Source organism: Amycolatopsis sp. NPDC004747, from assembly GCF_053601335.1.
The window spans coordinates 24,815-47,777 of sequence record NZ_JBSGBQ010000007.1; the positions used below are offsets into that span (position 1 = coordinate 24,815).

21 protein-coding genes are annotated in these 22,963 nt (G+C 72.7%); 5 read left to right on the forward strand and 16 right to left on the reverse strand.

The genetic code is table 11. The annotated features are described in order from the left end of the window. Positions 1-66 precede the first annotated feature (66 nt). Positions 67-1,881 carry an esterase/lipase family protein gene (locus tag ACWEGE_RS13065; protein ID WP_449660634.1) on the forward strand — a complete coding sequence of 605 codons (1,815 nt, stop codon included), beginning with the start codon at positions 67-69 and terminating at the stop codon, positions 1,879-1,881. Positions 1,882-1,996: 115 nt separating this feature from the next. On the opposite strand, the gene ACWEGE_RS13070 is transcribed toward ACWEGE_RS13065, so the two are convergent. From ACWEGE_RS13070 to ACWEGE_RS13080, 3 genes are read right to left on the reverse strand one after another with little or no spacing between them, the layout of a single operon-like run. Beyond that, the gene (locus tag ACWEGE_RS13070; RefSeq protein ID WP_449660635.1) at positions 1,997-5,257 is read right to left on the reverse strand and encodes a S8 family peptidase; all 3,261 of its coding nucleotides are present in this window, start codon (positions 5,255-5,257) and stop codon (positions 1,997-1,999) included. Beyond that, entirely contained in the window at positions 5,254-6,372 is a 1,119-nt protein-coding gene (locus ACWEGE_RS13075; RefSeq protein ID WP_449660636.1) for a CU044_5270 family protein, read from the reverse strand. The genes ACWEGE_RS13070 and ACWEGE_RS13075 overlap by 4 nt, the downstream gene beginning before the upstream one ends. Beyond that, entirely contained in the window at positions 6,369-6,953 is a 585-nt protein-coding gene (locus ACWEGE_RS13080; protein ID WP_449660637.1) for an RNA polymerase sigma factor, read from the reverse strand. Before ACWEGE_RS13080 ends, ACWEGE_RS13075 begins: the two co-directional genes overlap by 4 nt. A 133-nt stretch (positions 6,954-7,086) precedes the next feature. Between ACWEGE_RS13080 and ACWEGE_RS13085 the strand changes: the two genes are divergently transcribed. Together ACWEGE_RS13085 and ACWEGE_RS13090 are read left to right on the forward strand one after the other, a co-directional pair. Further along, on the forward strand, positions 7,087-7,662 hold the full coding sequence (locus tag ACWEGE_RS13085; RefSeq protein ID WP_449660638.1) for a CGNR zinc finger domain-containing protein: 576 nt from the start codon (positions 7,087-7,089) through the stop codon (positions 7,660-7,662). Between the two features lie 31 nt (positions 7,663-7,693). After that, positions 7,694-8,683 carry a quinone oxidoreductase family protein gene (locus ACWEGE_RS13090; RefSeq protein WP_449660639.1) on the forward strand — a complete coding sequence of 330 codons (990 nt, stop codon included), beginning with the start codon at positions 7,694-7,696 and terminating at the stop codon, positions 8,681-8,683. Positions 8,684-8,746: 63 nt separating this feature from the next. Here ACWEGE_RS13090 and ACWEGE_RS13095 read toward each other — a convergent pair whose 3' ends face one another. Then, positions 8,747-9,334 (reverse strand): TetR family transcriptional regulator, encoded by a 588-nt coding sequence (locus ACWEGE_RS13095; protein ID WP_449660640.1) that lies wholly within the window; start codon positions 9,332-9,334, stop codon positions 8,747-8,749. Between the two features lie 97 nt (positions 9,335-9,431). Between ACWEGE_RS13095 and ACWEGE_RS13100 the strand changes: the two genes are divergently transcribed. Beyond that, positions 9,432-10,478 (forward strand): NAD(P)-dependent alcohol dehydrogenase, encoded by a 1,047-nt coding sequence (locus ACWEGE_RS13100; protein ID WP_449660641.1) that lies wholly within the window; start codon positions 9,432-9,434, stop codon positions 10,476-10,478. Positions 10,479-10,522: 44 nt separating this feature from the next. On the opposite strand, the gene ACWEGE_RS13105 is transcribed toward ACWEGE_RS13100, so the two are convergent. From ACWEGE_RS13105 to ACWEGE_RS13130, 6 genes are all read right to left on the reverse strand, one after another. Next, entirely contained in the window at positions 10,523-10,987 is a 465-nt protein-coding gene (locus tag ACWEGE_RS13105; RefSeq protein WP_449660642.1) for a flavin reductase family protein, read from the reverse strand. Between the two features lie 2 nt (positions 10,988-10,989). Beyond that, on the reverse strand, positions 10,990-12,204 hold the full coding sequence (locus ACWEGE_RS13110; RefSeq protein ID WP_449660643.1) for an acyl-CoA dehydrogenase family protein: 1,215 nt from the start codon (positions 12,202-12,204) through the stop codon (positions 10,990-10,992). Positions 12,205-12,291: 87 nt separating this feature from the next. Next, the gene (locus tag ACWEGE_RS13115; RefSeq protein WP_449660644.1) at positions 12,292-12,870 is read right to left on the reverse strand and encodes a TetR/AcrR family transcriptional regulator; all 579 of its coding nucleotides are present in this window, start codon (positions 12,868-12,870) and stop codon (positions 12,292-12,294) included. An 89-nt stretch (positions 12,871-12,959) separates the two neighbouring features. Then, entirely contained in the window at positions 12,960-13,949 is a 990-nt protein-coding gene (locus ACWEGE_RS13120) for a hypothetical protein (RefSeq protein ID WP_449660645.1), read from the reverse strand. Between the two features lie 25 nt (positions 13,950-13,974). After that, positions 13,975-14,814 (reverse strand): MmyB family transcriptional regulator, encoded by an 840-nt coding sequence (locus ACWEGE_RS13125; RefSeq protein ID WP_449660646.1) that lies wholly within the window; start codon positions 14,812-14,814, stop codon positions 13,975-13,977. Positions 14,815-14,923: 109 nt separating this feature from the next. Further along, a complete protein-coding gene (locus tag ACWEGE_RS13130) occupies positions 14,924-15,802 on the reverse strand; it encodes an alpha/beta fold hydrolase (RefSeq protein ID WP_449660647.1) in 879 nt (292 codons plus the stop codon). 109 nt (positions 15,803-15,911) lie between these two features. Here ACWEGE_RS13130 and ACWEGE_RS13135 point away from each other — a divergent pair, with 109 nt between their 5' ends. Continuing rightward, entirely contained in the window at positions 15,912-17,819 is a 1,908-nt protein-coding gene (locus ACWEGE_RS13135; RefSeq protein ID WP_449660648.1) for a BTAD domain-containing putative transcriptional regulator, read from the forward strand. 98 nt (positions 17,820-17,917) lie between these two features. Here ACWEGE_RS13135 and ACWEGE_RS13140 read toward each other — a convergent pair whose 3' ends face one another. The 6 genes from ACWEGE_RS13140 to ACWEGE_RS13165 all read right to left on the reverse strand — a co-directional run bounded on the left by ACWEGE_RS13140 (position 17,918) and on the right by ACWEGE_RS13165 (position 22,927). Continuing rightward, positions 17,918-19,078, reverse strand: coding sequence for a hypothetical protein (locus ACWEGE_RS13140; protein ID WP_449660649.1), 1,161 nt, complete (start codon positions 19,076-19,078; stop codon positions 17,918-17,920). Positions 19,079-19,175: 97 nt separating this feature from the next. Beyond that, entirely contained in the window at positions 19,176-20,051 is an 876-nt protein-coding gene (locus ACWEGE_RS13145; protein WP_449660650.1) for an SAM-dependent methyltransferase, read from the reverse strand. After that, positions 20,003-20,647 carry a cysteine hydrolase family protein gene (locus tag ACWEGE_RS13150; protein WP_449660651.1) on the reverse strand — a complete coding sequence of 215 codons (645 nt, stop codon included), beginning with the start codon at positions 20,645-20,647 and terminating at the stop codon, positions 20,003-20,005. Before ACWEGE_RS13150 ends, ACWEGE_RS13145 begins: the two co-directional genes overlap by 49 nt. Beyond that, on the reverse strand, positions 20,644-21,720 hold the full coding sequence (locus ACWEGE_RS13155) for an isocitrate/isopropylmalate family dehydrogenase (protein ID WP_449660652.1): 1,077 nt from the start codon (positions 21,718-21,720) through the stop codon (positions 20,644-20,646). The genes ACWEGE_RS13150 and ACWEGE_RS13155 overlap by 4 nt, the downstream gene beginning before the upstream one ends. Beyond that, complete coding sequence (locus ACWEGE_RS13160) at positions 21,721-22,254, reverse strand: EF-hand domain-containing protein (RefSeq protein ID WP_449660653.1); 534 nt, start codon at positions 22,252-22,254, stop codon at positions 21,721-21,723. 223 nt (positions 22,255-22,477) lie between these two features. Further along, positions 22,478-22,927, reverse strand: a complete 450-nt coding sequence (locus ACWEGE_RS13165; RefSeq protein ID WP_449660654.1) for a hypothetical protein — start codon at positions 22,925-22,927, stop codon at positions 22,478-22,480. Between the last annotated feature and the right edge of the window lie 36 nt (positions 22,928-22,963).

Sequence of the window (22,963 nt, forward strand, 5' to 3'; positions counted from 1 at the left end):
CTCCGCGAAGCCGGTTGCGGCACCGCACCGCGGAGCCGGACAGTGACGTCGAGCCGGAGAAGGACGGTGGCGCTGCCCGACATGCCTCTTGATCACCTCGAGAACCCGAAGCACCCCCATGCCTTCGCCAAGACGAGACCAGGAAGGTGCCCGGCCGGCGGATTCCGGCAACCGCACGGGCCCACTTCAGGCGAACTCGAAAACGACGGTGCCGGCATGCCCGTGACGCCACGGCCGGGAGCCACCTGGATGGACCAACCCGGCCAGGCGGCCGGAAACACCGACGGCCACAAGTGCGACTCCTCTACCAACGGGAGGTTCGCCATGGTCTACGTCTACGTCTGCGGTGTGACGGAGGGCCGCGCGACCAGTGTTGACCTGCTTGAGCACGTCCGAGCCGGAACGGGAGCGACCGCAGACGACACGTGGGTGTACCCGAATCCGGTTCGGATCTGGTCCCGGGGACCTTTGGCACGACACGCGCTGGCACTCTCCGAGTCCATCCAGCAGTACTGGGAACACCGCGGATCTCCCCAGGCGATAACCCTGATCGGGCACAGTATCGGCGGCCTTCTCGTGCGTTACGCCTACCTACAGGCAACAGGAGCGTTGGGGGGCTTCCCCCGAGAGTGGTCTCGCCATGTGCGACGCATCGTTCTCTTGGCGACCCCGAACCGCGGCTGGGACACCAACCGCCTCGGGCGACTGGGTCAACGGCTGTCCTGGCTCACCCTGCCACTGACGAAAGGGTTCGCTGTCCGCGACGTCCTGGCCGGTTCGGCCTTCATGACAGCTCTTCGCCTCGAGTGGCTGCGCGAGATCGGCGCCCGACAGGCCGACGCTCCTGTCGTGGTACAGGTGCGCTCGGGCCAGGATACGTTCGTGACCTCGGAAGACAGCCGCGACGTCGAGACGTTGACGACCGGTGTTCAACTCGTCCTGCCCTGCGCGACCCACGCCGACATACCGCGGGTCACCGCCGTCCCCGAGGACTTCCCGGGCCAGCGGTGGAACCTTCTCCGGAAGGCCGTTCTGGAGGACGTCGAGCCCACTACACCGAAGCCCTTGCCCGCCGAAGATGCGGCGCTCACCTCGGTGGTGTTCATCCTGCACGGGATCCGGGCCGGCAACGACGGCTGGGTGGAGCAGCTGCGGCTCCACCTCGCTACGCAGAAGGACATCCGCGTCGTCACGGGTTCGTATGGACGTTTCTCCGCTTACAACTTTGCGATCCCCGTCACTCGTCGCCGCACTCTCTACTGGTTCCTCGACCAGTACAGCTACCTCCTCGCTCGCCACCCCGACCTACCGTTCCACTTCGTCGGTCACAGCAACGGAACCTACATGCTCGGACAGGCCTTGAAGTACGTGGCGTCAATACGCTTCGACCGCGTGTTCCTGGCAGGCTCTGTTCTCCCTGCGGAATTCGACTGGCGCGGGCACGCTGACAAAAGGCAAGTCGGCCGCCTGGTCAACGTCTGCGCGTCCAAGGACAAACCGGTGGCATGGCTGTGCAGCGGGCTGCGCGGCCTGCGCATGAGAGACATCGGGGTCGGCGGTTTCACCGGATTCCAGGAAGTGCCCCCGACAGCGGAGCAGTACCGCTACTTGCCCGGTGGCCACGGCGCAGCACTCGCACCCGAAAGGCTGCCTGATATTGCCGCGTTCGTCCGAACCGGTGTCGCAGTTCCGCCGCCGGGGCTCGCCGACTCCCCGCCCGCCGTGTTCGGCCTGGTCTCACGCACCGCACCGATACTGACCTCGTTGACCGCCATTTCCTGGCTCCTGGCAGCCGGATGGCTCGCTTTCGCCGGCCCGCTGCTGCTCGGAGGTTTACTGTTGTTCACGGTCCTGATTGCGATCGCGCTCATCGTCGCGTGAGCAGAGCAGCCACGGCGGCGTGGACACGAGCAGGCCGTCGCCTTGTTCGAGGGTTTCCAGCGGACGCGGGGCCTCGCTCCCCGAAGTGAGCGGGGCCCCGCTGACGCCGGCCCGGTTACCCCAGCCGGTACCCGCGGATGATCGTCTGGTCGACCGTGTTGCCCGCGCCGTCGGTCGCGGTGGCTCGCAGCGACACGAAGGCGGCCCCGGCGGGGTGTCGCAGGCCGGCGAGCCATTGTCCGCCTTCGCGCCGCACCGGCACGGTCTGCCAGGTGCCGCCATCGTCGTAGGACACCCGTACCGTCAACGACGTGACGCGGGCGAGCTCGTCGGTGTGCTCCACCCGCACCGGAACGAGGAACGGGACACCTCCCGGCGCGCGGTTGTGGTCGTCCAGCCGCGGCGTGAACCGCACCGCCATCATGGGGATAGGGCGCACCTGGGCTCCCGGCACCGTGCCCGAGCGGAACGTCCAGTCCGCGGTGACCTTTGTGGACAGCTCAGCCGAGCCGCTCCGCACCGACTCGGTGTGCAACCGGTACGGGCTCTCCCCCGGCGGCACGTCGAACTCGTGGTAGCCCACCCACGGCTGGGCGCCGATCCGCTCGTCTCCCTGGTACAGCACGGTTTCGGCGGAGCCGGTCGCCGACTGTCCATAGTGGCCGGTCGACGGGTCGCTGAACGGCCACAGGTCGAAGTACACCGTGTCACCGGTCCGGCCGGCCCATTCCGCCGGAGACCCCGGATATCGCGGGAAAGCCGGCCCGAACACCCCGGTGTTCCACTGTTCGGCCACGGACTCGCCCCGCCGGAACGTCCTCGGCACGGTCTGCGTGAACCACTCGTACAGCGGCTTTTCCACGGGCTTGCCGAAGAAGCGCTCCCAGGGCGTGTCGGGACTGTAGTACTCCTGGAGCGTGAACGGCAGCGGCGCCCGCACGGTGTAGTCGCGTTCGCCGATCTCCCCGCTGCCGCTCGCGGCGTGCGTGGACCGGACGGCGGCGAGGTCGCGATCGGCGAAGTGCCGCACGAGCTCGGCCGGCACGCGGCCCTGCTCCGCCCACCGGAGGTGGTACAGGTACGGGCTGCCGGTGAAGCCGCCCTGCCCGTCGCGCCGGGCGAACAGCCCCTCCGCGGTGAACGTGAACTCGGGTGCGCTCGTGGCCGAGGGACGCACCCACACCTTGTCGAACGAACCGAAGGTGCGGAAGCCTGTCTCGCCGTAGGGCGTCGTGCGCAGGAACGACTGGATCGTCTCGGAGTCGCCGGCGTCCGGCCGGTCGACCCGCATGCCGACGGGTTTGGCGTCCCGGGCGTCGACGACCATTCCGGTGTCCCCGGTGACGGTGATCTCCGGTTCGGCGAACAGCGCCCTGATCAGCTCGTTGCCGGTGTCCCGGCCGAGGACGGTGGCGTGGAAGAAGTACCGGCCGGGTGGCAGCCGGACGACGGCCGACCCGGTCGTCACGGTGGCCAGGTACGCCGAGGGCTGGTCGAGGCCGACGAAGCGGTACTCGGCGCGCTGTGCGGGGTTTCCCTGCCAGTCGAGGAAGCCGAGCTTGACGTCGTGGTTCTCGGCCTCCCGCTGGACGCCGACCGGGGTGCGGACCACGTTCCCGTCACCGGTGGCGACGACCGTGCCGCCGTAGGTGCCGTCGGGGCCGTCCACCGAGGTGTCCGCGGTCAGCGTCGCGGTGGCCTGGCCGCCCGCGGGGACCTCGAGGGTGCGCGGCGCCACGGTGAACATCCCGGCGGGCGCCGGTTTCCCGGCCGCGTCCCGCACGGTCACGGCCAGGTCCAAGGTGACCGGGGTGGTCCCGGTGTTCCGGTAGGTGAGGACCGTCGGGATCGGCTGGTCGTCCTCGTGCGGCCACCGCGCCTGCCCGAGGGACACGCTCGCCGGGCTGGCCACCACAGGCTGGCTGACCGCCCGCGCGAGGTCGACCCGGCCGGCGCCCTGTTCGTACACCGTCACCCCGTCGCGGGGCGCGGCGCTGCCCATCAGCGCGGACTTCAGCCGCGCCGCGTCCCAGTCCGGGTGCATCCCGGCGAGGATCGCCGCCGCGCCGGCCACGTGCGGTGCCGACATCGAGGTGCCGGACAGGGCCGTGTACGCGTCGTCGACGGGCGTCCCGAGGTGCCCGTTCTTCGCGCGGGCGGCGACGATGCCCACCCCCGGCGCGGTGATGTCCGGCTTGATGGCACCGTCGGCGCGCGGGCCCCGGCCGGAGAACTCGGCCAGCGCGTCGGCGCCGTCCACCGCCCCGACCGTCAGCGCGGCCTCCGCGACACCGGGGCTGCCGACCGACCCGCCGCGCGGGCCGTTGTTCCCGGCGGAGACCACGAACAGCGCGCCGGACTGCGCGGTGAGCCGGTTCACCGCCTCCGAAAGGACGTCCACGCTCGTGTCCTTGCCGGGGGCCACCGACCCGCCGAGACTCATCGCGACGACGTCGGCTCCCTGCGCGGCCGCCCATTCCATGCCCGCGACGACCGAGGACTCGGTGCCGTAGCCGTTGTCGTCGAGCACCTTCCCCACCAGCAGCCGGGTGTCGGGAGCGACGCCCCGGAACCGGCCGGCCGACGCCGCTCCGCTGCCGGTGATGATCGACGCGACGTGCGTGCCGTGCCCGACCCGGTCGTCGCTGCCGCTGGGGCTTCCGGTGAAGTCACTGGCCCCGGCCACCGCGTCGGCGAGGTCCGGGTGGGTGGTGTCGATGCCGGTGTCGAGGACGGCGACGGTCGTGCCGCGGCCGGTGTACCCGGCCTGCCAGGCCTGCGGCGCGCCGATCTGCGGCACGCTGTGGTCCAGATCGACCCGCACCGGACCGTCGAGCGCCACCCGCCGGACCCCGGGCGACAGCGTCTTTTCGCCCCCGGCGTCCAAGGCGGCCCACACCGAGGACAGCGCGTCCTTCGCCGGGCGGATGGCGGTGGCGCCGACGCTGGGCAGCTCGCGGCCACCGGCGACGGCGGCACGCAGGCCACCGCCGGCGTGGGTCACCACCAGCGGCAGGTCCCGCCGGGCTTCGTCGTGATAGCCCGCCTCGACCAGGGACGAGACGTCGAACAGCCGCGGGTCGAGCTGCCCGCCCGCGACGAGCGCCGCGACGTCGCGAGGGACCACGACGCTGTGGCCGTGCTCGTCGATCCGCTGCTCGAACCCGACGTGCTCGCGGCCCGGCGCGGGTCGCACCCGGACGTCGTCCCGGCCGGTGAGCGTCACCCGGTCGCCGGTCACGAGGGTGACGGTCGTCCCGGCCGGCCGCGCCGGTGCGGTGGCGGCGATGCCGTTCGCGGACGCCACCGGTGGCGAGACCACGGCGACGAGCGCCACGGCGGCCAACGCCGCGTGGCCGAGGCGTCGGCGCGTCACGAGGTCGCCCCCACCGAGTCGACGACCACCTGGTCGGTGCTGGACCAGGCGATCACGGTCCCGGCCGGCACGTCGGTCCCGGCCGTCGCGACCATCCTGGTGCCGAGCACCCTGGAGGTCACCGGGTCGAGGATGATTTCGCTGCGGAAGCCTTCCCCGTTCCGTCCGATGGCCACGCCGGCGCGGCCGGTCAGGTCGACCTGGCCCGGCACCCGCTGGATGCCCGGCAGCAGGGCGATGGCCTGGTACAGCGCCGTGCGGACCGCCGGCGTGAGCAGGGCGTCGGCCCGGGCGGCGAAGCCGGCGGCGGTCTTGAAGGTCAGGTAGTCGGCGTCGTGCCTGGTGGTCGTGCCCGCGGCGGCCCGGAACACCGCCAGCAGCCGCTCCGGGTCGGTGGGCAGACTCGCCACCCAGGACAGCGTGGGGTGGTCGACGCCCGGTTCCTTCGGCTCGCTGACCGGCAGTTGTTCCTTCGGATCGCCGTTCGGGTTCGGGTACACCTGCGTGTGCGGCTTCGGCAGCGACCTGCCGCTGTCGGCGAGCTTGCGCGCGTCCACGTCCGTCGCGGGGCGCGCGTCGAGGTCGGTCGACAGCTCCATCCGCACCGTCCGCAGCCCGTCCGCCGCGAACCAGGCCCTGGTCTCGTTCTCCGAGACCACCTGGGCCTCGCCGCCGGCGCCCACCGGGATCCCGTTCGTGACCTGACCGCGCAGGTGCGAGTACACGAACTGGCCCGGCCGGACCGTCAGCGGCCGGAGGTCACCGGTGTGCGCGGCGAGCGTGATCAGTGCCTCGCGAGCCGGGGTGTCCGCGCCGACGAGCGGTGTGGAGTTGCCAGGACGGGCCGGACCGGCGGTGGCCGGAAGCGCGGTCGAGGGAGAACCGTCGTCGGTCGGCTGCACCGCGATGGTGACGCCCAGGCCCGCGACCAGCGCGACCGACGCGGCGACGAGCACGACGCGCCCCCGGTGGCGGGGGGCCGGCGGAGCCTGCATCGAGCGGAAGGCCTTGGCGCGCATCCTGGCGAGGCTGCCGTTGTCCGGCGCAGGGGTGTCGAGGACGGACCGGAGCAGGGTGATCTCGTGCTGCTCGTCCGGTGCTTGCTGGGTGCTCATGAGGTCATCTCCCGGGAGGCGGCTACGTCGGCATGGGCGGGCAGGACGTCACGCAGCCGTGTCCTGGCCCGGTGCAGCGCGGAGCGCACCGTCCCGATCGGAATCCCGAGCGCGGTGGCGATCTCGCCGTAGCCCAGGTCCGCCAACGCGAAGAGCAGGAGCACCTCCCGCTGCCGACGCGGCATCTTTTCCAGTGCCGAACTGATCAGCTGCACGTACTCGGCGGCATGGGTGCGCTCGACGGCCCGCAGCGCGGGCTCGTCACCCCCGGCAAGAGGCGGCACCACCTTCGCCATGGCGCGGTACCGCGCCACCTCCTGCCGCCACCGCCGCCGCACCAGGTTGGTGGCGATCCCGTACAGCCAAGGCAGGGCGTCCACCCGGCCGGCGTCGAACCGGTCCCGCTGCTTGAAAGCCAGGCAGAACACGTCGGCGACAACGTCCTCCGCCACCGCGGCGCCGACCCGGCCGGCACAGTACCGGTGCAACACCCCCGCGTACCGGTCGAACAGCACCCCGAACTGCTCGGCATCCCCCGTCACCAGCTCCGCATCCGACCCCGGCGGATCGCTGTCTCCCACAGAACGCAACGATGTCATGCCCCTCTTTGCCACCACGCTCCGCTCGGGTTCCGCGACGACTGGATCGACCGCCGGTCAGTGACCTGCCCCACAGACCCGTGCCTGAAATAAGCTAGCCGTCCATGCTTATTTCATGACCTGGCTCGCGACCGCGCGCTACGACCTCACCCCCGCCCCCGGCGGGCTGGGGTTCGTCCACGACCTGCTCAACACCCGGTCCGCCGGCCGCCCGCGTCAGCCGGACCTGCTCGCCGACGTGGCGTCGGCGCAGCGGTGGGCCGACAGCGCGCTCGCGGCCTGGACCGAGGAAACCGGCCAGGTCGTCCCCGCCGTCGTCATCGACGAAGGCGACCTCGACCCGCTTCGCGACCTTCGGGTCGATCTCCACGCTCACGTGGCCGGATCGGGTGCGCCCGCACCGGAGCACCAGGCCGGAGTGGTGCTCCACCTCGGCCCGGACGGCCGGGTCCGGCCGCAGCCGCGTGGCTCCGGCTGGCGGGCGCTGGCCGCGCTCGCGCTGATCGCGGTCGCGGACGCGCAGTCCGCCGACACGTGGCGCCGCCTCAAGACCTGCCGCAACCCCCGGTGCGAAGCCGCGTTCTTCGACCGCTCGCGCAACAACAGCGGCACCTGGCACGACGTGCGCGTCTGCGGCAATCCGGCCAACTTGCGCGCCTACCGCGCCCGGCAGCGTTCCGGAAACAACTGACCACAACACACCTGTTTCGGAGGACACCCCCATGCGCGCCATCCAGTACGACGAGTTCGGCGGCTACGACGTCCTGCGGCCCGTCGAGGTCCCCATCCCGGTGCCGGCCGACGGCCAGGCCCTCGTGCGGCTCACCTTCGCGGGCGTGAACCCGCTGGACGACACGGTCCGCCGCGGCAAGCTCCCCGCCGCGGCCGTCAAACCGCTGCCGATCCGGCCCGGCGGGTTCGGTGTCGGCGTCCTCACCGAGCCCGGCGCGAGCGGGCTGCCGGCGGGCACCCGCGTAATCCTCAGCGGCGGCCGGTACGGCGTGGGCGCCGACGGCGCGTGGGCCGAGTACATCGCCGTCGACCCGCGGCACGTCGTGCCGGTCCCGGACGACGTCGACGACACCGCCGCGGCCGCGCTGACCGCCGCGACCGGGCACCTCACGGCGTACCTGGCGCTCACCGAGCTCGCCGGGTTCCGGCCCGGGCAGTCGGTCCTCGCGCCCGGCGCCGGCGGCGGCGTCGGGCAGGGCGGCGTGGACGTCGCCCGGGTGCTCGGCGCGAGCGCGGCGATCACCACGGCCACCACCACCGCGAAGGCCGAGCGCGGCCGCGCACTCGGGTTCGAGGTGATCGACCTGTCCGCCGAGTCCCTCCGCGCCGGAGTGCACCGGCTGACCGGCGGCCGCGGCGTCGACATCGTCCTCGACGGCGTCGGCGGCACCGTCACCGGTGACTCGCTGAGCGCGCTCGCCGTGGACGGCACCCTGGTCAGCGTCGGGTACGCGGCGAGCACCCGCACCGAAATCGACGTCACCGACCTGATCTGGAAGAACGCCCACATCCACGGCTTCCGGTTCGCCCTGTTCACCCCGGAACAGATCAACGCCGCCAACACGCGCCTGCTCGAACTGGTTGCCCGCAAGGAGATCACGCCCCTGGTCGACCGGGTGTTCCCGCTGGAGCAGGCCGCGCAGGCGCAGCGGCACCTGGCCGAGGGCGGGCCGTTCGGCCGGGTCCTCCTGGCGCTGTAGCCGGACCGGCACCTCGGCCAGGGCGTGCCGGGCTCGCCGCCGGGTCCGGACGGCGGCCTGGGCTCAGGTGGTCATCACCGCGCGCCGGACGGCGTCCCGCAGCAGGGCGCGGCGTTCGTCGTGCCGTTCCCGGGGCTCGTCCGCGGTTGCCGCGTAGACGTTGCTGACCGGCGACCACGCCATGGACATGGCGATGACCACGGCCATCACGTCGAACGGGTCGCCCGGTCGCACGATCCCGCCGGCCTGCGCCGCGGCGATCGCGCGCAGCTTCTCGTCGTCGAGCCGATCGGCCTCCGCGACCAGGTGACCGGCCGGCCGCCGCTCCAGGCGGGCCCAGGTGGCCAAGCGGATGAGGTCGGGGCGGCGCAGGTACTCGTCGTAGAGGCGCACGGCCCAGTCCGCGAGATCGGCGGCGTCGATCGGGACGACGTTCACGATCCGCTCCAGCGAGGCGAAGAAGATCGCGTCGAACAGCCCGTCCTTGCTGCCGAAGTACGCGTACAGCTGCGCCTTGTTGGTCCGGGCCGCGCGCACGATCCGATCGATGCGGGCGCCCGCGATCCCGTACTCGGCGAACTCCCGGGTCGCCGCCTCGAGGATGCGGTCGCGAGTCGCGGTGCCACGGGCGGTCGTGGGCTGATCGGCCATGCGGGGACCCTACCAAACAGAACAGTTGGTTTGCCTTTCCGCGACCCCGTCGCTACGGTGAAACAGACCGAACAGTCTGTTTGCCGAAGGAGAACACATGCGGACGACCACGGGATGGGGCGCCGACGGCAACGCCAAGGTGCTGCGGCAAGTGCGGGTGCCACGGCGGAACCTGCGTTCGGACGACCTCGCGGTCCGGGTCGGCTACTGCGGGGTCTGCCACACCGACGTGCACTCCCTCGACGCTCATTCCGAGGGCCTGCTGGTGCCGGGACACGAGTTCACCGGGGTCGTGACCGAGGTGGGGCCCAAGGTCACGAAGTTCGCCGTCGGTGACTCGGTGGCCGTCGGCAACATCGTCGACTCGTGCGGCGGGTGTGTCATGTGCGAGGCCGGTCAGGAGAACTTCTGCCGCGAGTTCCCCACGCTGACCTACGGCGGTACCGACCGTCGTGACGGCTCGACGACCTCGGGCGGGTACGCCCGCGAGTACGTCGTCCGCGACCGGTTCGCCTACCGCCTGCCCGCGGGGCTCGATCCGGCGGGTGCGGCGCCGCTGCTCTGCGCCGGGATCACCGTGTGGGAGCCGTTGCGCAGCCTCGAAGTCGGCAAGGGCGTGCGGGTCGCGGTCGCCGGGCTCGGCGGCCTCGGGCACCTCGCGGTCAAGTTCGCCGTCGCGCTCGGCGCGGAGACGACGGTCATCAGCCGGACCGGGGACAAAGCCGCCGACGCCCGCCGGCTGGGTGCCGGGAACATCGTGGTGTCCACGGACGCGGAGCAGATGGCCGCCGCCCGGGACCGGTTCGACGTGGTGATCGACACCATCTCCGCGCCGCACGACCTCGGTCCGTACCTCGGGCTCGTCGCCATGGACGGAACCCTCAGCCAGGTCGGCTACCTCGGGCCCGTCACCGTCCGGACGATGGACCTGCTCGTGGGCCGCAAGAAGCTGACCTCGGCCGGCAGCGGGGGCCGCCCCGCGACCGCCGCCATGCTGGACTTCTGCGCCGAGCACGGCGTCGCCGCCGACGTCGAGGTGCTTCCCTCGGCGCAGGTGAACGAAGCCCTCGATCGGTTGCGGCGCAACGACGTGCGCTACCGCTTCGTGCTCGACCTGTCCGATCTGCCCGAGTCGGCGGACTGATCCGAACGGCACCTGCCGGGGAACCGAGCCGGCAGTGCGCTGGTTCAGGCGAGCTGCCGAAAGCCGCTGCCGTGGAACACCAGCGGCCGGGAGGAGGACCGGACTTCGACCGCCGTCACCCTCAGAAGCGCGATCACGTGGTCGCCCGCCGGCACCTCCTGGTGCAGAACACCGTCGAACCAGGCCGTTGCCCCCTCGATGAAGACCGCGTCCGACGAAGACGTCGTCCAGGCAACTCCCGCGAACCGGTCCCCCGGCCCCGACAGCCGCCTGCCCACTTCCCCGTGGTGCTCCGCCAGCACGCTCACCCCGAGCGCGGCGGCGCCGCGGAGCATCGGCCACGTGGTGGACGTGCGCTGGATCGAGGCGGCGATCAACGGCGGTTCCAGGGAAATCGAGGCGAACGAACTCACCGCCATCCCCACCGGCTTGCCGTCGACCAGCCCGGCAAGGGCGGTGACGCCGGTGGGAAAGCACGCGAAAGCCGCCCGCAGCTTCGTGGGATCCATCGTCAGATCCGGAAGTAGTCGAGGACGTCGGGGAACTCGCCCGAGAGTTCGTACGCTCCGATGAGCGCGTTCTTCGCGTCGATCGAGTCGTGCGTGGCGAAAGTCCTGGCGTTGCGCCAGAACCGGTCGAACCGGTACCGGTTGGCGGTGCTGCGGGCGCCGGTCAGGTCGTGGATCCGCCCGGACACGGCCAGGCTCACCCGGTTGCTCGCGACCTTCGAGCGGAACCCGTGGATCGTGATCGTCTCCGGATCGGCGCCGGGATCCTCCAGCCGTCCGGCCACGCTCAGCAGGTACGCCCGGGCGGCGGCCAGTTCGCTGGACATCTCGCCGAGCTGCCGGTGCATCAGCGGGTCCTCCAGGGCGGTGGGGAACCTGGGCATGCTCCCCCGGTTCAGGCTCCGGAGGTAGCCGACGGCGGACTCGAACGCGCCCTCCCCGATGCCCTGCATCAGTGCCGCGTGGAACAGCATGCCCGCGCCGAACGTGTTCGCGTCCGCCGGCGTCGCGGCGAAGTGCCACCCGTCGGGGACGAACACGTCTTCGTAGGTGATGGTCTGGCTGTGGGTGCCGCGCTGTCCCATGTTGTCCCAGTCGTGCGCCTGCCGGACACCCGGCGCGTCCAGCCGGACCAGCGCTTCGTGCCTCGTTGCCGTCCCCGGGTTCGCATCGGACCCCGACAGGGCGAAGCCGACGATGAGGAGATCGCGGCCCCCGCCGCCGCTGTTGGTGTTGAACGTCTTGGTGCCGTTGACCACCACGCCTCCCGGCACCCTCCGGCCGGTCACCGGCCCCTTGGCGCCGGCCTCGGAGTTGGAGGAGACCAGGCGCCTGCCCTCGTTGACCAGCTCGTCGGCCAGCTGCTCCTTGGTCTCGCGCGGCAGGTCGGCGGTGAACAGGCGGCGCGGGTGCAGCCCGTTGTTGGTCCAGCACATGCCGGTCGAACCGTCGGCGGCGGAAATCTCCACCAGCGCCTCGGTCGTGTCACGCCAGCCGCTCCACATTCCGCCGGCCCACAAGCCGCCGTACTCGGCGGGCACGCTGAGCCGGTTCACGCCCGTCTCGCCGAGCAACCGCAGGTTTTCCGCCACGTCGGTGCCCTCGGCGTCGATGCGCACGCCGTTTTCACTCATTTCGCCACGCAGCTCACGCACGCGGGCAAGAACCTCCGCGCGCTCTTCGGCCAGGTCTTCTTGCTCCAAAGCAGTGATCTTCACGAGAACGACGCTAACCGCGGGGTGGCCGGAATCCGCCTGATCCGGGAGAAGCGAGAAACGTCCGCGCGAAAGCTTCTCGAATGACGTTCAGGCGAAGTCGGCGCCCAGCAGCGAAACCGGCGCGGGATCCGGCAGAGGCGCGGTGCGGGCGGAGAACGACTGCAGGAGGTAGGCGACCAGACGGCGCGCTGCGGCGGGGGACGTCACCGCGAGGCTGTCGCTGGCCTGAACGAGCAGGGCGAGGTCGCTGGGCGAGAAGTCGGCCCGCAGGTCCCCGCTCTCCTGCGCCCGGCGCACCAGCTCGGTGATGTTGCCCATCGCCCGTGTCCGTGCCCCGCCCGGCTCCACCCGGTTCCGGGACTCCGCCCCGATCGCCCAGGTGACGGCCCGCGCCCGGACGGCGTGGTCGACCACGCCGCGCAGGGCCCGCCACGGATCGGGGTCGGCGAGCGCCTCTTCGCTCAGCCGGTCGCAGTCCGCCAGCTCGTGCTCGAACGCCGCGACGGCGAGCGCCTCCCGGTCCGGGAAATGCCGGTAGAGCGTGGCCACCCCGAGCCCGGCGCGCCGGGCGACGGCGCGCATGGTGACGTCGAGCCCCTTGGCCGCATACAGCTCCCTCGCGGCGTCCAGGATACGGGCACGGTTCTGGCTCGCATCGGTGCGCACGGGACTCGCCTCCGGTTCCGGACGGGGTGTTCCGGTCACCAGTGAATCACGGGGTGGTCCGGACCAGCCACCTCCGCCCGGCGCCGGCTTCAGTGCCGCAGCCGCGCGAGCAGGAGGTCCGGGTTGTCCCCGGCCAGGTTGGCGCCGTTGGTGACGTAGACCCGGTTCCCTCGAACGACGACGGCGGTGGTCCCTTCCATGCCGTCGTCCTTGTCGAGCAGGGTCTCCCGGGTGCCGTCCGGTCCGACGCGCACGAGCTCGCCGGCCTGGTTGATCGCGGCGAGGATCTCGGTGCCCCGGCCGGTGAAGTCGAAGTCGTCGACGCCGGCCAGCCCGGTCGCCCGGACCTGCGCCCGGCCCGCGCCACCGCCCGCCACCACCGGGATGCGGACGAGGGTGCCGCGGTCGGAGTTGCTCGCCCACACGGCGCCGTCGTGGACCTTCAGGCCGTTGGCCCCGAAGAAGCCGTCGGGCGCCAGGGCCGGGTCCGCCGACCACACCGACGCCGCCCCGCCGGCCAGCGGGGCCTGCCAGATGCGCCCGACGGCGGAGTCCGTGACCAGGAACCGGTCCCGGGCGCCGTCGATGACCAAGGCGTTCGGCATCGCGTCGGCGGGCAGCCGCACGACGAGCCGGGGCGCACCGGAGGGACGGACCTCCCAGATCCCGGTCAGCCCGCCCTGCCCCGCGGAGTAGAGGAAGTACACGTTGCCGCGGTCCGACCGGGCGACCCCGGTGACCACGGGTATCCCGACGATCGGCGTGGTTCCGCCACCGCCGGGCGGCAGCGGCATGGTGACCAGCACCCGGACCGCCCCGTCCGGCCCGACCCGCACCACCTGGCGCGCGGGGATCATGCCGATGACCGCGCCGCCGCCGGGCTCCGGGGCGATGCTCTCGGCGGCCTGGCCCGCGGACCGGTCGAAGCGGGCGATGACCCGCACCTCACCCAGGTGGGTACCGGCGAGACGGTGCGCCGGGGCCGCGAGCGCGGCCGGGGCGGCGGCACCGGCGACGAGCAGCGCGGCGAGGCCGAGCGTGGCGGTGCGCCGCAGATCGGGGGGTCGAAGCGAGGACATGGCTTCCTTTGGTCAGGGCGGGCGGTCACGGGGTGAGCAGTTCCCGGCCGAGCACGGCCAGCAGCTCCAGCCGGGAGGCCGCGGCGGTGCCCGGCGCCGGTGAGTACACGATCAGGCGCCGGTCCTGCCGGCCGGTGGCCAGGACGTCGAAGTCGAGCTCGAGGAGACCGACCGCGGGGTGCAGGAGGCGCTTGCGGTCGCTGCGCCGGACCGCGACGTCGTGCCGGGCCCAGAGGCCGGCGAACTCCGCGCTCTCGGCTCGCAGGGCCTCGACCAGTGTCACCGCCGCGGGATCGGCGGGGCGCGCGGCGATGGTCGCCCGCAGGTCGTCCACCTGCGCCCGGCTTTCGTGCTCGTGGTCTTCGGTGGGGTGACGCCTGCGCAGGCCCGGTTCGGTGAACCACCGGTAGGTGCAGCTGCGGGCGAAGCCGCGGAACCGGGTCTGCTCGCCCAGCAGCGCCTCGGCCATCGGGTTCTGCGCGAGCACGACGTTCAGGTCGGTGGCGACCAGCGCAGGCAGGCCCGCCAGTCCGTCCAGCAGCCGCGCGAGGCCGCGGCCGACGAGCTCGTCACCACCCGCTCGGGGCGGCGCGTGGTGACCGGCGAGGCGGAAGAGGTGGTCGCGTTCGTCGATCGTCAGCCGCAGCGCGCGAGCCAGCGCGGTGAGCAGCGCGATCGACGGCTGCGGGCCGCGGCCCTGCTCGAGCCGGGCGTAGTAGTCCGGTGACATGCCGGCGAGCTGGGCCAGCTCGAACCGGCGAAGCCCCGGGGTCCGGCGCCGTCCGCCGGCCGGGATTCCGACGTGTTCCGGCTGGAGCAGCGCACGCCGGCGCCGGAGGAAGCCCGCGAGTTCGTTCCGTTCCACGGTTTCATCATGATCTTCGCGCGACGGGGCTACCAGGACCCGTCGATACCACCTTTGCCCGGTGGCGGCCGGCCGCCGCGCGGGCCGGCCGGCCGCCACCGGGCCGAGGTCAGCGAGCCAGCAGGTCCTGGATCGCGGCCGCGATTTCGCCGGGTGCTTCCTCGGCCATGAAGTGCCCGGCCCGGGTCAGCCGGTGGTCGAGATCGGGCGCCCACGCCTTCCACACGCCGGCGGCGTCGTAGCCCAGCTGCGCGCCCCAGTCCTGCTGGACGACCGTCACGGGCATGGCCAGCTGCGAGCCGGCGTCGAGGTCGGCTTGGTCGTGTTCGACGTCGATGTCCGCCGAGGCGCGGTAGTCCGCGACGATCGACGGCACCGCGGCGGCGCTCGCCCGCAGGTACTCCGCCCGCACCTCGTCCGGGATCGCCGCCGGGTCGTTGGCCCAGGCGTCGAGGAACGAACCGAAGAACGCGTCCGCGCTGGCCGCGATCATCGTCTCGGGCAGGCCCGGCGGCTGGGCCATGAGGAACAGGTGGTAGCCGACCGCCGCCGGGACGCCGTGCAGGACGTGCCACATGTCGAGCGTCGGCACGACGTCGAGGATGCCCAGGTGGGTGACGGCCTCGGGGTGGTCGAGGCCGGCCCGGAAGGCGACCAGGGCGCCCCGGTCGTGCCCGACGAGGGCGAAGCGTTCGTGGCCGAGCGCCGCCGCCAGCTGCACCACGTCCTCGGCCATGGTGCGCTTGGCGTACACGCTGCGGTCGCCGGCCGCCGGCTTGTCGCTGGCGCCGTAGCCGCGCAGGTCGGGGCAGATCACCGTGTGCTCGCCGGCGAGGCGCGCGGCGACGTGGCGCCACATCAGGTGGGTCTGCGGGAAGCCGTGCAGCAGCACGACCGGGTCGCCGCTGCCGCCGACGGCGGCCGCCAGTTCCACGCCGCCGGCGCCGGGCAGGCGGACGTGGTCGAAGCCGCGGATGGTGGGAGTCATGGAAGCCGTCTTTCTGCTGGGGAACCGACCAGGCCAGACTGGCCGCCGCCGATCAGCAACCGATCAGCACGAGGGGCGCGGCGGGCGCGCGACCGGTGATGATGAGGGCATGCGAATCGACGTGCTGGGTGCCGTGCGGGCGCTGCGCGACGACGGGAGCCCGGTCGACCTGGGCGGGCCCCGCCATCGCGAGGTGCTCGCCCGGCTCGTGGCGGCCGAGGGGCGGATGGTCACCACCGACACCCTCGTCGGCGACCTGTGGACCGACCCGCCCGCGCGCGCGGTGGGCGCGCTGCGCACGTTCGTCGCCGCCCTGCGCCGCGCGCTCGAACCCGGCCGGGCGCCCCGGACCCCGCCCCGGGTGATCGTGACCGAAGGGCCCGGCTACGCACTGCGCCTGCCGCGCGAGGACGTCGACGTCCACCGGTTCGAGGACGCCCTGGAACGAACCCGGCGGTCTCCGGGCGCTGTGACCGACCTCAGCGCGGCTTTGGCGGCCTGGCGAGGAACCGCGTACGCCGACGTGCCTGACTCCGCCTGGGCCGAGCGCGAGCGGACCCGGCTGGAGGAGCTGAGGCTGACGGCCGTGGAGCTGCGCGCCCGGGTCCTGCTCGACTCGGGCGAGGGTGGTGACCTCGTGGCCGAACTCGGCGCCCACGTCGCCGGGCACCCGTGGCGCGAGCCGGCCTGGGGACTGCTGGCCCGCGCCCTGCACCGCGCCGGACGGCAGGCCGACGCGCTGGCGGCTCTCCGCCGCGCCCGCGCGATGCTCGTCGACCAGCTCGGGCTCGACCCCGGGACCGAGCTCCAGCAGCTGGAGACCGAAATCCTGACCGGGACCGGCGCCGCCCGGCCCGCTGCCGGCGCGCGGTTCGGTCCACGCACCACAATGGACCTCGCGCGCACCCTCGCACTGGCCGGAGGCGACGCCCTCGTCCACTCGCGACGCGACCGCCTGGGCGCGATCCAGGCGGCCGAACGCACCGGCGACCTGCTCCTGACCGCACGGATCATCGGCGCCTACGACGTGCCCGCGATCTGGAGCCGGGCCGACGACCGCGAACAGTCACGCGCCGTCGTGGAGGCGGCCGAGCGCACGCTCTTCGCCCTCGGTCCCGACAGCCCGCCCGACCTGAGAGCGCGCCTCCTGGCGACGGTCGCCGTCGAGAGCCGGAGCGGCGATCTCACCGGCGCCGAGCGGAAACGCGCCCATCAGGCCGCCGAAGAGGCCGAAGCACTGGCCCGCGGCCTCGGCGATCCCGCGCTGCTGGCGTTCGCGCTCAACGGGGTGTTCCTGCACTCCTTCACCCGCCCCGGGCTGGCGGCCGCCCGGGGCCGGATCGGCGCCGAAATCCTCGACGTGGCGACGCGGCACGAGCTGCCCGCCTTCGCCGTCCTCGGCCGGCTCATCCGCCTGCAGTCCGCCTCGGCCGTCGGCGACCTCGCCACCGCGACCGAGCACGCCGCCGCGGCCGAACAGCTCGCCGCCACCGCCGAATCGCCGTTGGTCGCGGTCCTCACCGCGTGGTTCCGGGCCCGGGTGACCGCCGCCCGCAGCACGGAACCCGGCGGCCCCGCCCCCGCCGCGGCGGCGGCGCAGTACCGCGCCGCCGAAGACGCCCTCCGGACGGCGGGGATGCCGGGGCTGCACCGCGGCCTGTTCCCCCTGGCGTTGCTCGGATTGCGCTTGCTGCACGATCGGGCCGCGCCCACCGACCCGCACCTCGACTGGGGCCGGTACCGCCCGTGGACCGAGCCGCATGTGTTGCTCGCCCAAGGCAGACGCGAAGAAGCGCGCGCCGCCCTCGCGGCGGCGCCCGAACCCGCGCCGGACCACCTGCAGGAGGCGATGTGGTGCCTGACCGCCCACGCCGCGGCGAGCCTCGGCGAACGCGGCATCGCGGCCGTCGCCGCGGAACGCTTGCGTCCCGCCGCGGGGGAAGACGCCGGCGCGGCGAGCGGAATGCTGACCTTGGGGCCGGTGGCGTGGTACCTGGCTGAACCGGCAACGGGATGAGCGCCGGGTTCACGCGCTGAGCCGCCGGCTTCCGGACGGCTCACGGTGACGGCCGCGGCGGCCGTGCTACCTCGCCGGGCAAGGGACCTGACCTCAGGTCAGCGGCTACCTCGTCGCCGCGCCACGGCGAGCAGGGTCAGGCCGGCCCCGAACAGGACCAGCAGCACGGCCGCCTGGGCGGGCAGGGCACCGATGCCGGTTCCGGCGAGGCTGCCCGTCGCCGGCGGGCTGCCGGGCGAGCCGGGAACCGGAGAGCCGGCCGGAGTACGTGACGTGGTCGCCGGCGTCACGGTGGCGCTGGAAGGCGCGGTCGTCACTGAGGTCGAAGCCGGAGTGGAGGTCGAAGCCGAGGTCGAGGTCGAAGCCGAGGTCGAGGTCGAAGCCGAGGTCGAGGTCGAAGCCGAGGTCGAAGCCGAGGTCGAAGCCGAGGTGGAGGTCGAGGTGGAGGTCGAGGTCGGTGTGGAGGACGTGGTCCGCGTGGTCGTCTTCGACGTGGTCGAGGTGACCGGGGTGGTCGTCGGCGGCCGGGGCTCGCAGTGCGCCTCGGCTTCTCCGAGCCGCACCGACGTCAACGGCCCGTCGTACACCGGCTTGCCGTCGTGGTCCTTCAGCGACGCGGTGACGTCGATGTCCAACCAGGCCCGGGCGTAGCCCTGGCGGCTCTGCGCGGACGGGTCCTGGAACGGCGTCACCACGACCGTCAGCGTGCTCTTGCCGACCTCGCGCGCTCCCAGCTCGGCTCCGGTCACGCTGAGCTCGGTCCGGCCCGGCCGCACGATGTGCCCGAGCACCTCGATCGCGCCGCCGTTCATGCGGTGGTACGCCAGCGCCCACGGGCCCACCGGCGGCGGCACGCATTCGGCATAGGAATCGAGCGAAGCCACCTTGAGGAACGGCTTCCGCCCGAGCTTCACCTCCAGCGCCGTCAGCTGAGCCTGCGCCCAGTTCTTGGCCGGGTCGGCGGCGGTCCGGGTCTCCTTGGTGGCGACGCCGATCCGGCGCAGCATCCCGTCGGGGTCGCCGAAGTCGCCGTTGTCGACCTGTCCGGGACCTGATGACTCCGCGACGCCGTACCGGCCGGTGTAGGCCTCGAGACCGAGCGCCCCCACCGGCGATACCGCCAAGCGGACGAGGGCCGCGGAGGCGGGCGCCGAAGACCGCGCAACCCGGCCGACCGCCGGTTCGGCCACCGCGAGCACCGCAACGCCCGCGGAGACGACCAAGCCGGTCAGGACGTGGGCGAGGCGAGACGGAGGCACTGGATCAACGAAGCACAGTTGATCAAGCTTGGCGAGCGCGGTCGCTGGTTCGGACCCGGTGATCAGCCGAAGGGGTGATCACCGGGTCCCGGCGTGCTCACCTCGTCGCGAAGACCCACCGGTTGCTCGCCAACGCGTCGTCCGGCACCGGATCCAGACCGGCGCCGAACTCCGCCGAGAACTCGAACGGCGTGCGCACCGACGTCGACCAGCCCCGTGCTCGCAGCGCCCCCGCGGAGTCCGGGCGGGGTGCGGCGTCGAACAGCGCTGTCAGATCCACCCCGATCTGTTCGCGCGCCGCGCGGTAGACCGGTCCGGCGCGGACCGCCGGCGTCTCGTGCCAGAACTTGGCCTCGAACGCGCACGCGCTCCCCGGCGCCGCCAGCCCGTCGACCGTCTCGACGAGCCGGCGCTCGACGTCCGCGGGCAGGTAGAGGAACAGGCCTTCCGCCAGCCACGCGGCCGGGCGATCCGGGTCGAACCCGGCCTCGCGCAGCGGTCCCGCCCAGTCGTCGCCCAAGTCCACCGCCACGGTCACCCGGGCCGCCTCCGCCCGCGCCCCCACGTCGTCGAGGACGTCCTGCTTGAACGCCAGCACGCCGGGGCGGTCCAGCTCGAAGACCCGGCAACCGGGCGGCCAGCCGAGCCGGAACGCCCGCGTGTCCAGTCCCGCGCCCAGCAGCACCACCTGCCGGGCGCCGTCGCGCGTGACGCCGAGCAGGAAATCGTCCAGCACCCGGGTGCGCAGACCGAGGTACCGGCCCAGGCGACCCCAAAGCGGGTTCGCCGTCCCGCCGGGTACGTCGCTCCAGCGCACCGGCCACCGGCCCGAGGGCGCCGCGGCGTGCACGAAGTGCCGCGCGAACCGGTCCTGCGCCAGCGAATCCGGGCGCGTCGCCTCGATCGCGCGCGCCGCGGCGACCATCAGCGCGGTCCGGCCGACTCCGCGCTCGACGCCTGCGGTGGTGTCCACCCGTCCTCCTCCTCGGGGAAGTGCGTCCAGCCCGCCGTCCGGTCGTGCGTGGCGGTCCGGGCCCCGTAGACGACCTCCATGAACCGCACCGCCTCCTCGTCGTCGCGGTGCAGCGCCGTCGTGCAGTCGGTGAGGATCGTGAGGTGGAAGCCCAGCTGGAACGCGGTCCGCGCCGTCGAGTCCACGCACACGTCGGCGTAGACGCCGGCGAACACGAGGTGCCCGATCGCCCGGTCGCGCAGGTACCGGCCGAAGCCGTCGACGAGGAACGCGTCGAAGCACGCGTGTTTGGTGAAGACGCGTTCGCCCACCGACGGCACCACCCGGTGGAACTCCGCACCCCAGGTGCCTTCCCGGCACTTCGGCCGCTTGCCGAGGAGCCGGTCGCGGCGCCGCCAGCTCGGCCGCTGGAACCCGATGTCCCCGGCGAACCGCACGAAGACGACCTCGACGCCGGCCTCCCGCGCGAGGTCGACCGCGCGCGCCGCGTTCGCCGCGACCCGCGCCGGCTTCGCCGGGTCACCGTGCCGGGCCGCCGCCACCGGCCCGGCGCAGAAGTCGTTCTGCAGATCCACCACGACCAGCGCCGACCTCACGCGCCGGCCGCCGGGAGCCGATCGGCGGCCGGTCCCAGCTCCGCCAGGACCGCCGCGACGACCTCGTCCGTCGAGTGCGCACCACCGGTGTCCGGGGTGCCCACACCGCGGCTCCGGGCCGCTCGCAGGGCGTCTTCGAGCGCGGCGATCGCACCCGGGCAGCCCGCGTGCCGCTCCGCGATCGCCGCCGCGGCCCGCAGGGTCGCGGTCGGGTTGACCCGGCCCGTGCCGGCCAGGTCGTCGGCCGACCCGTGCACGGTCTGGTACTCGACCAGGCCGGCCACGTCCGGGTGCAGGTGCACGTTCTCGGTGCACCGGTCCTCCTGGCGCGCGTCGCCGAACCGGTCGAGCAGCACCACGTGCATGACGTCGCCCCACTCGTTGCCCGCCACCACCAGCGTCCGCCCGCGCAACCCGTGTTCGATCAGGTTCCGGTTCACGGTGTCCGGCTGGCACAGCTCGACGCGGACGCCGTGGCGCTGCGCGATCTCCGCCACCCACGCCCCGAACGCGCCGTCGAGCAGGTGGAACTTGTACGCCAGGACGATCCGGTCGGGCCCGGCGCCCGGCCACTGCGTCCAGGCGCGGCGCAGCGCGAACACGATGACCTTTTCGGTGAGCTCCCGGGTGAAGACCGTCGTGCGGGTCACCGTTCCGGGCCCGTGCCGGTTCTCGCCGGTGTAGAAGCCCTGCATCTGGTCGCGGACCATCAGCAGCGACGGCGTCACCGCATCGACCTTGACCGCCTCCAGCCGCTCGCGGACCAGGTACAGCGACTGCGCGTTCATCGCCGTGCGGAAGACCGCGGTGACACCCGCCCGGGCCTGTTCGCGGCAGAACCGTTCGTAGTGCTCCGCGTCGTCGTGGGTGATCCGGCGGACGTCCTCGGCGCCGCCTTCGCCTTGCAGCGAAAAATAGGAATGGTACGCACGGGCCGAACGGGTGATTCCGATTTCCGTCGAGAACAGCCCGCCGATCCGGTCCAGCGCGGCGCTGAAGACGTCAGCCAGTTCCGGTCCGGTTCCGCGGCCGACCGCCAGTCCGACGGCCGGTCGCGCACGAGGGGCGCCCATTCAGCCGGCGGCGTTCGCGACGAGGTGGTCGCCCGCGATGCCGACCTTGCCCGGGTCGTAGTAGTCCTTGATCCCCTCGGCCCACACGCCGACCTCGATGCGGTCTTCGGCGTCCGGCCCGAACGCGTCGAAGAGCGCCTCGATGTTGGGCCGGTCGAACCCGATGGCCGTCATCAGGGCGGCGAACACCGGACGTTCGATCTTCCCGTCGCCGTCGGGATCTCCCAGCGCCGCCAGGGATTCCGCGAAGTCGGCGACGGTGGCGCCGAACCGCTCCGGCGACAGCACGCAGGCGGTGAACTCCTCGTGGCTCACCCGGCCGTCCCGGTCGGAGTCCAGTTCGCGTTCCAGGGTCTGCCAATAGTGCCTGAAGGCGCTTTCCATCGCCTGTTTCGCGGTGGCACCGGACCCGTCGGCCGCACTCACCACGTTCGCCGCCATCGCCGAGAAGTCGCGCTCCTCGAGGTAGCCGTTCCGGTCCACGTCGAACAGGGAGAAAATGATCTTCACCCGGTCTTCGGCCGTCACACTCATCGAACGATCACCTTTCCGTCGAATTGCCCGCGGTGATCAATCCTGCCCGAGCCGGGTGTTTCCCGGAATCGTCGTCAACCCAAGGTGGGACGACACCCTTCCATCCGTTCCGAAAACGGAGCGGCGCAGGGCACCCCCGTCGGCAAACGGGGACCGGCTGCCACCCCCGGGTCAGGCCGGCACCGGCTTCGCGCACTGACCGTGACGGCCCGTGGAAGCGCTGTCACGCCCGCCGGTTGACGACCCGCAGGATGAGCCACTGGTCGAACCAGGCGCCGGCGGTGGTCACGACGAGCATCACGAGGCCGAGGATCAGGTGCGTGTAGCTGTGCAGCGGCGCGGCGCTGTCGGTCAGCTTCGACAGCCCGAACTGCAGGCCCAGCCGCAGCGCGAACAGCACCGCGACGAGCACGAGGGCCTGCTTGCTGCGCCAGATCGCGCGCAGGTACCTGCGGCGCCGCGACAGCAGCGTGAACCACAGCGTCAGGTGCACCGCGACGAGCACGAGCGGCAGGTAGACCACCCAGCCGTACCGGTCGCTGAACTGGAGGCTCAGGTCGTTGCTCGCGACCAGCAGCCCGACGAGCACGAAGTACCAGCCCGGCAGCCCCTCGACCTTCTCCGGCCGGGTGTCGGCCACCGCCTTGTCCTCTCGCATCAGGAATCGGTTCATGCCCGCCAGCCTCGCCGAACCGGCGGCGGGCGCGAT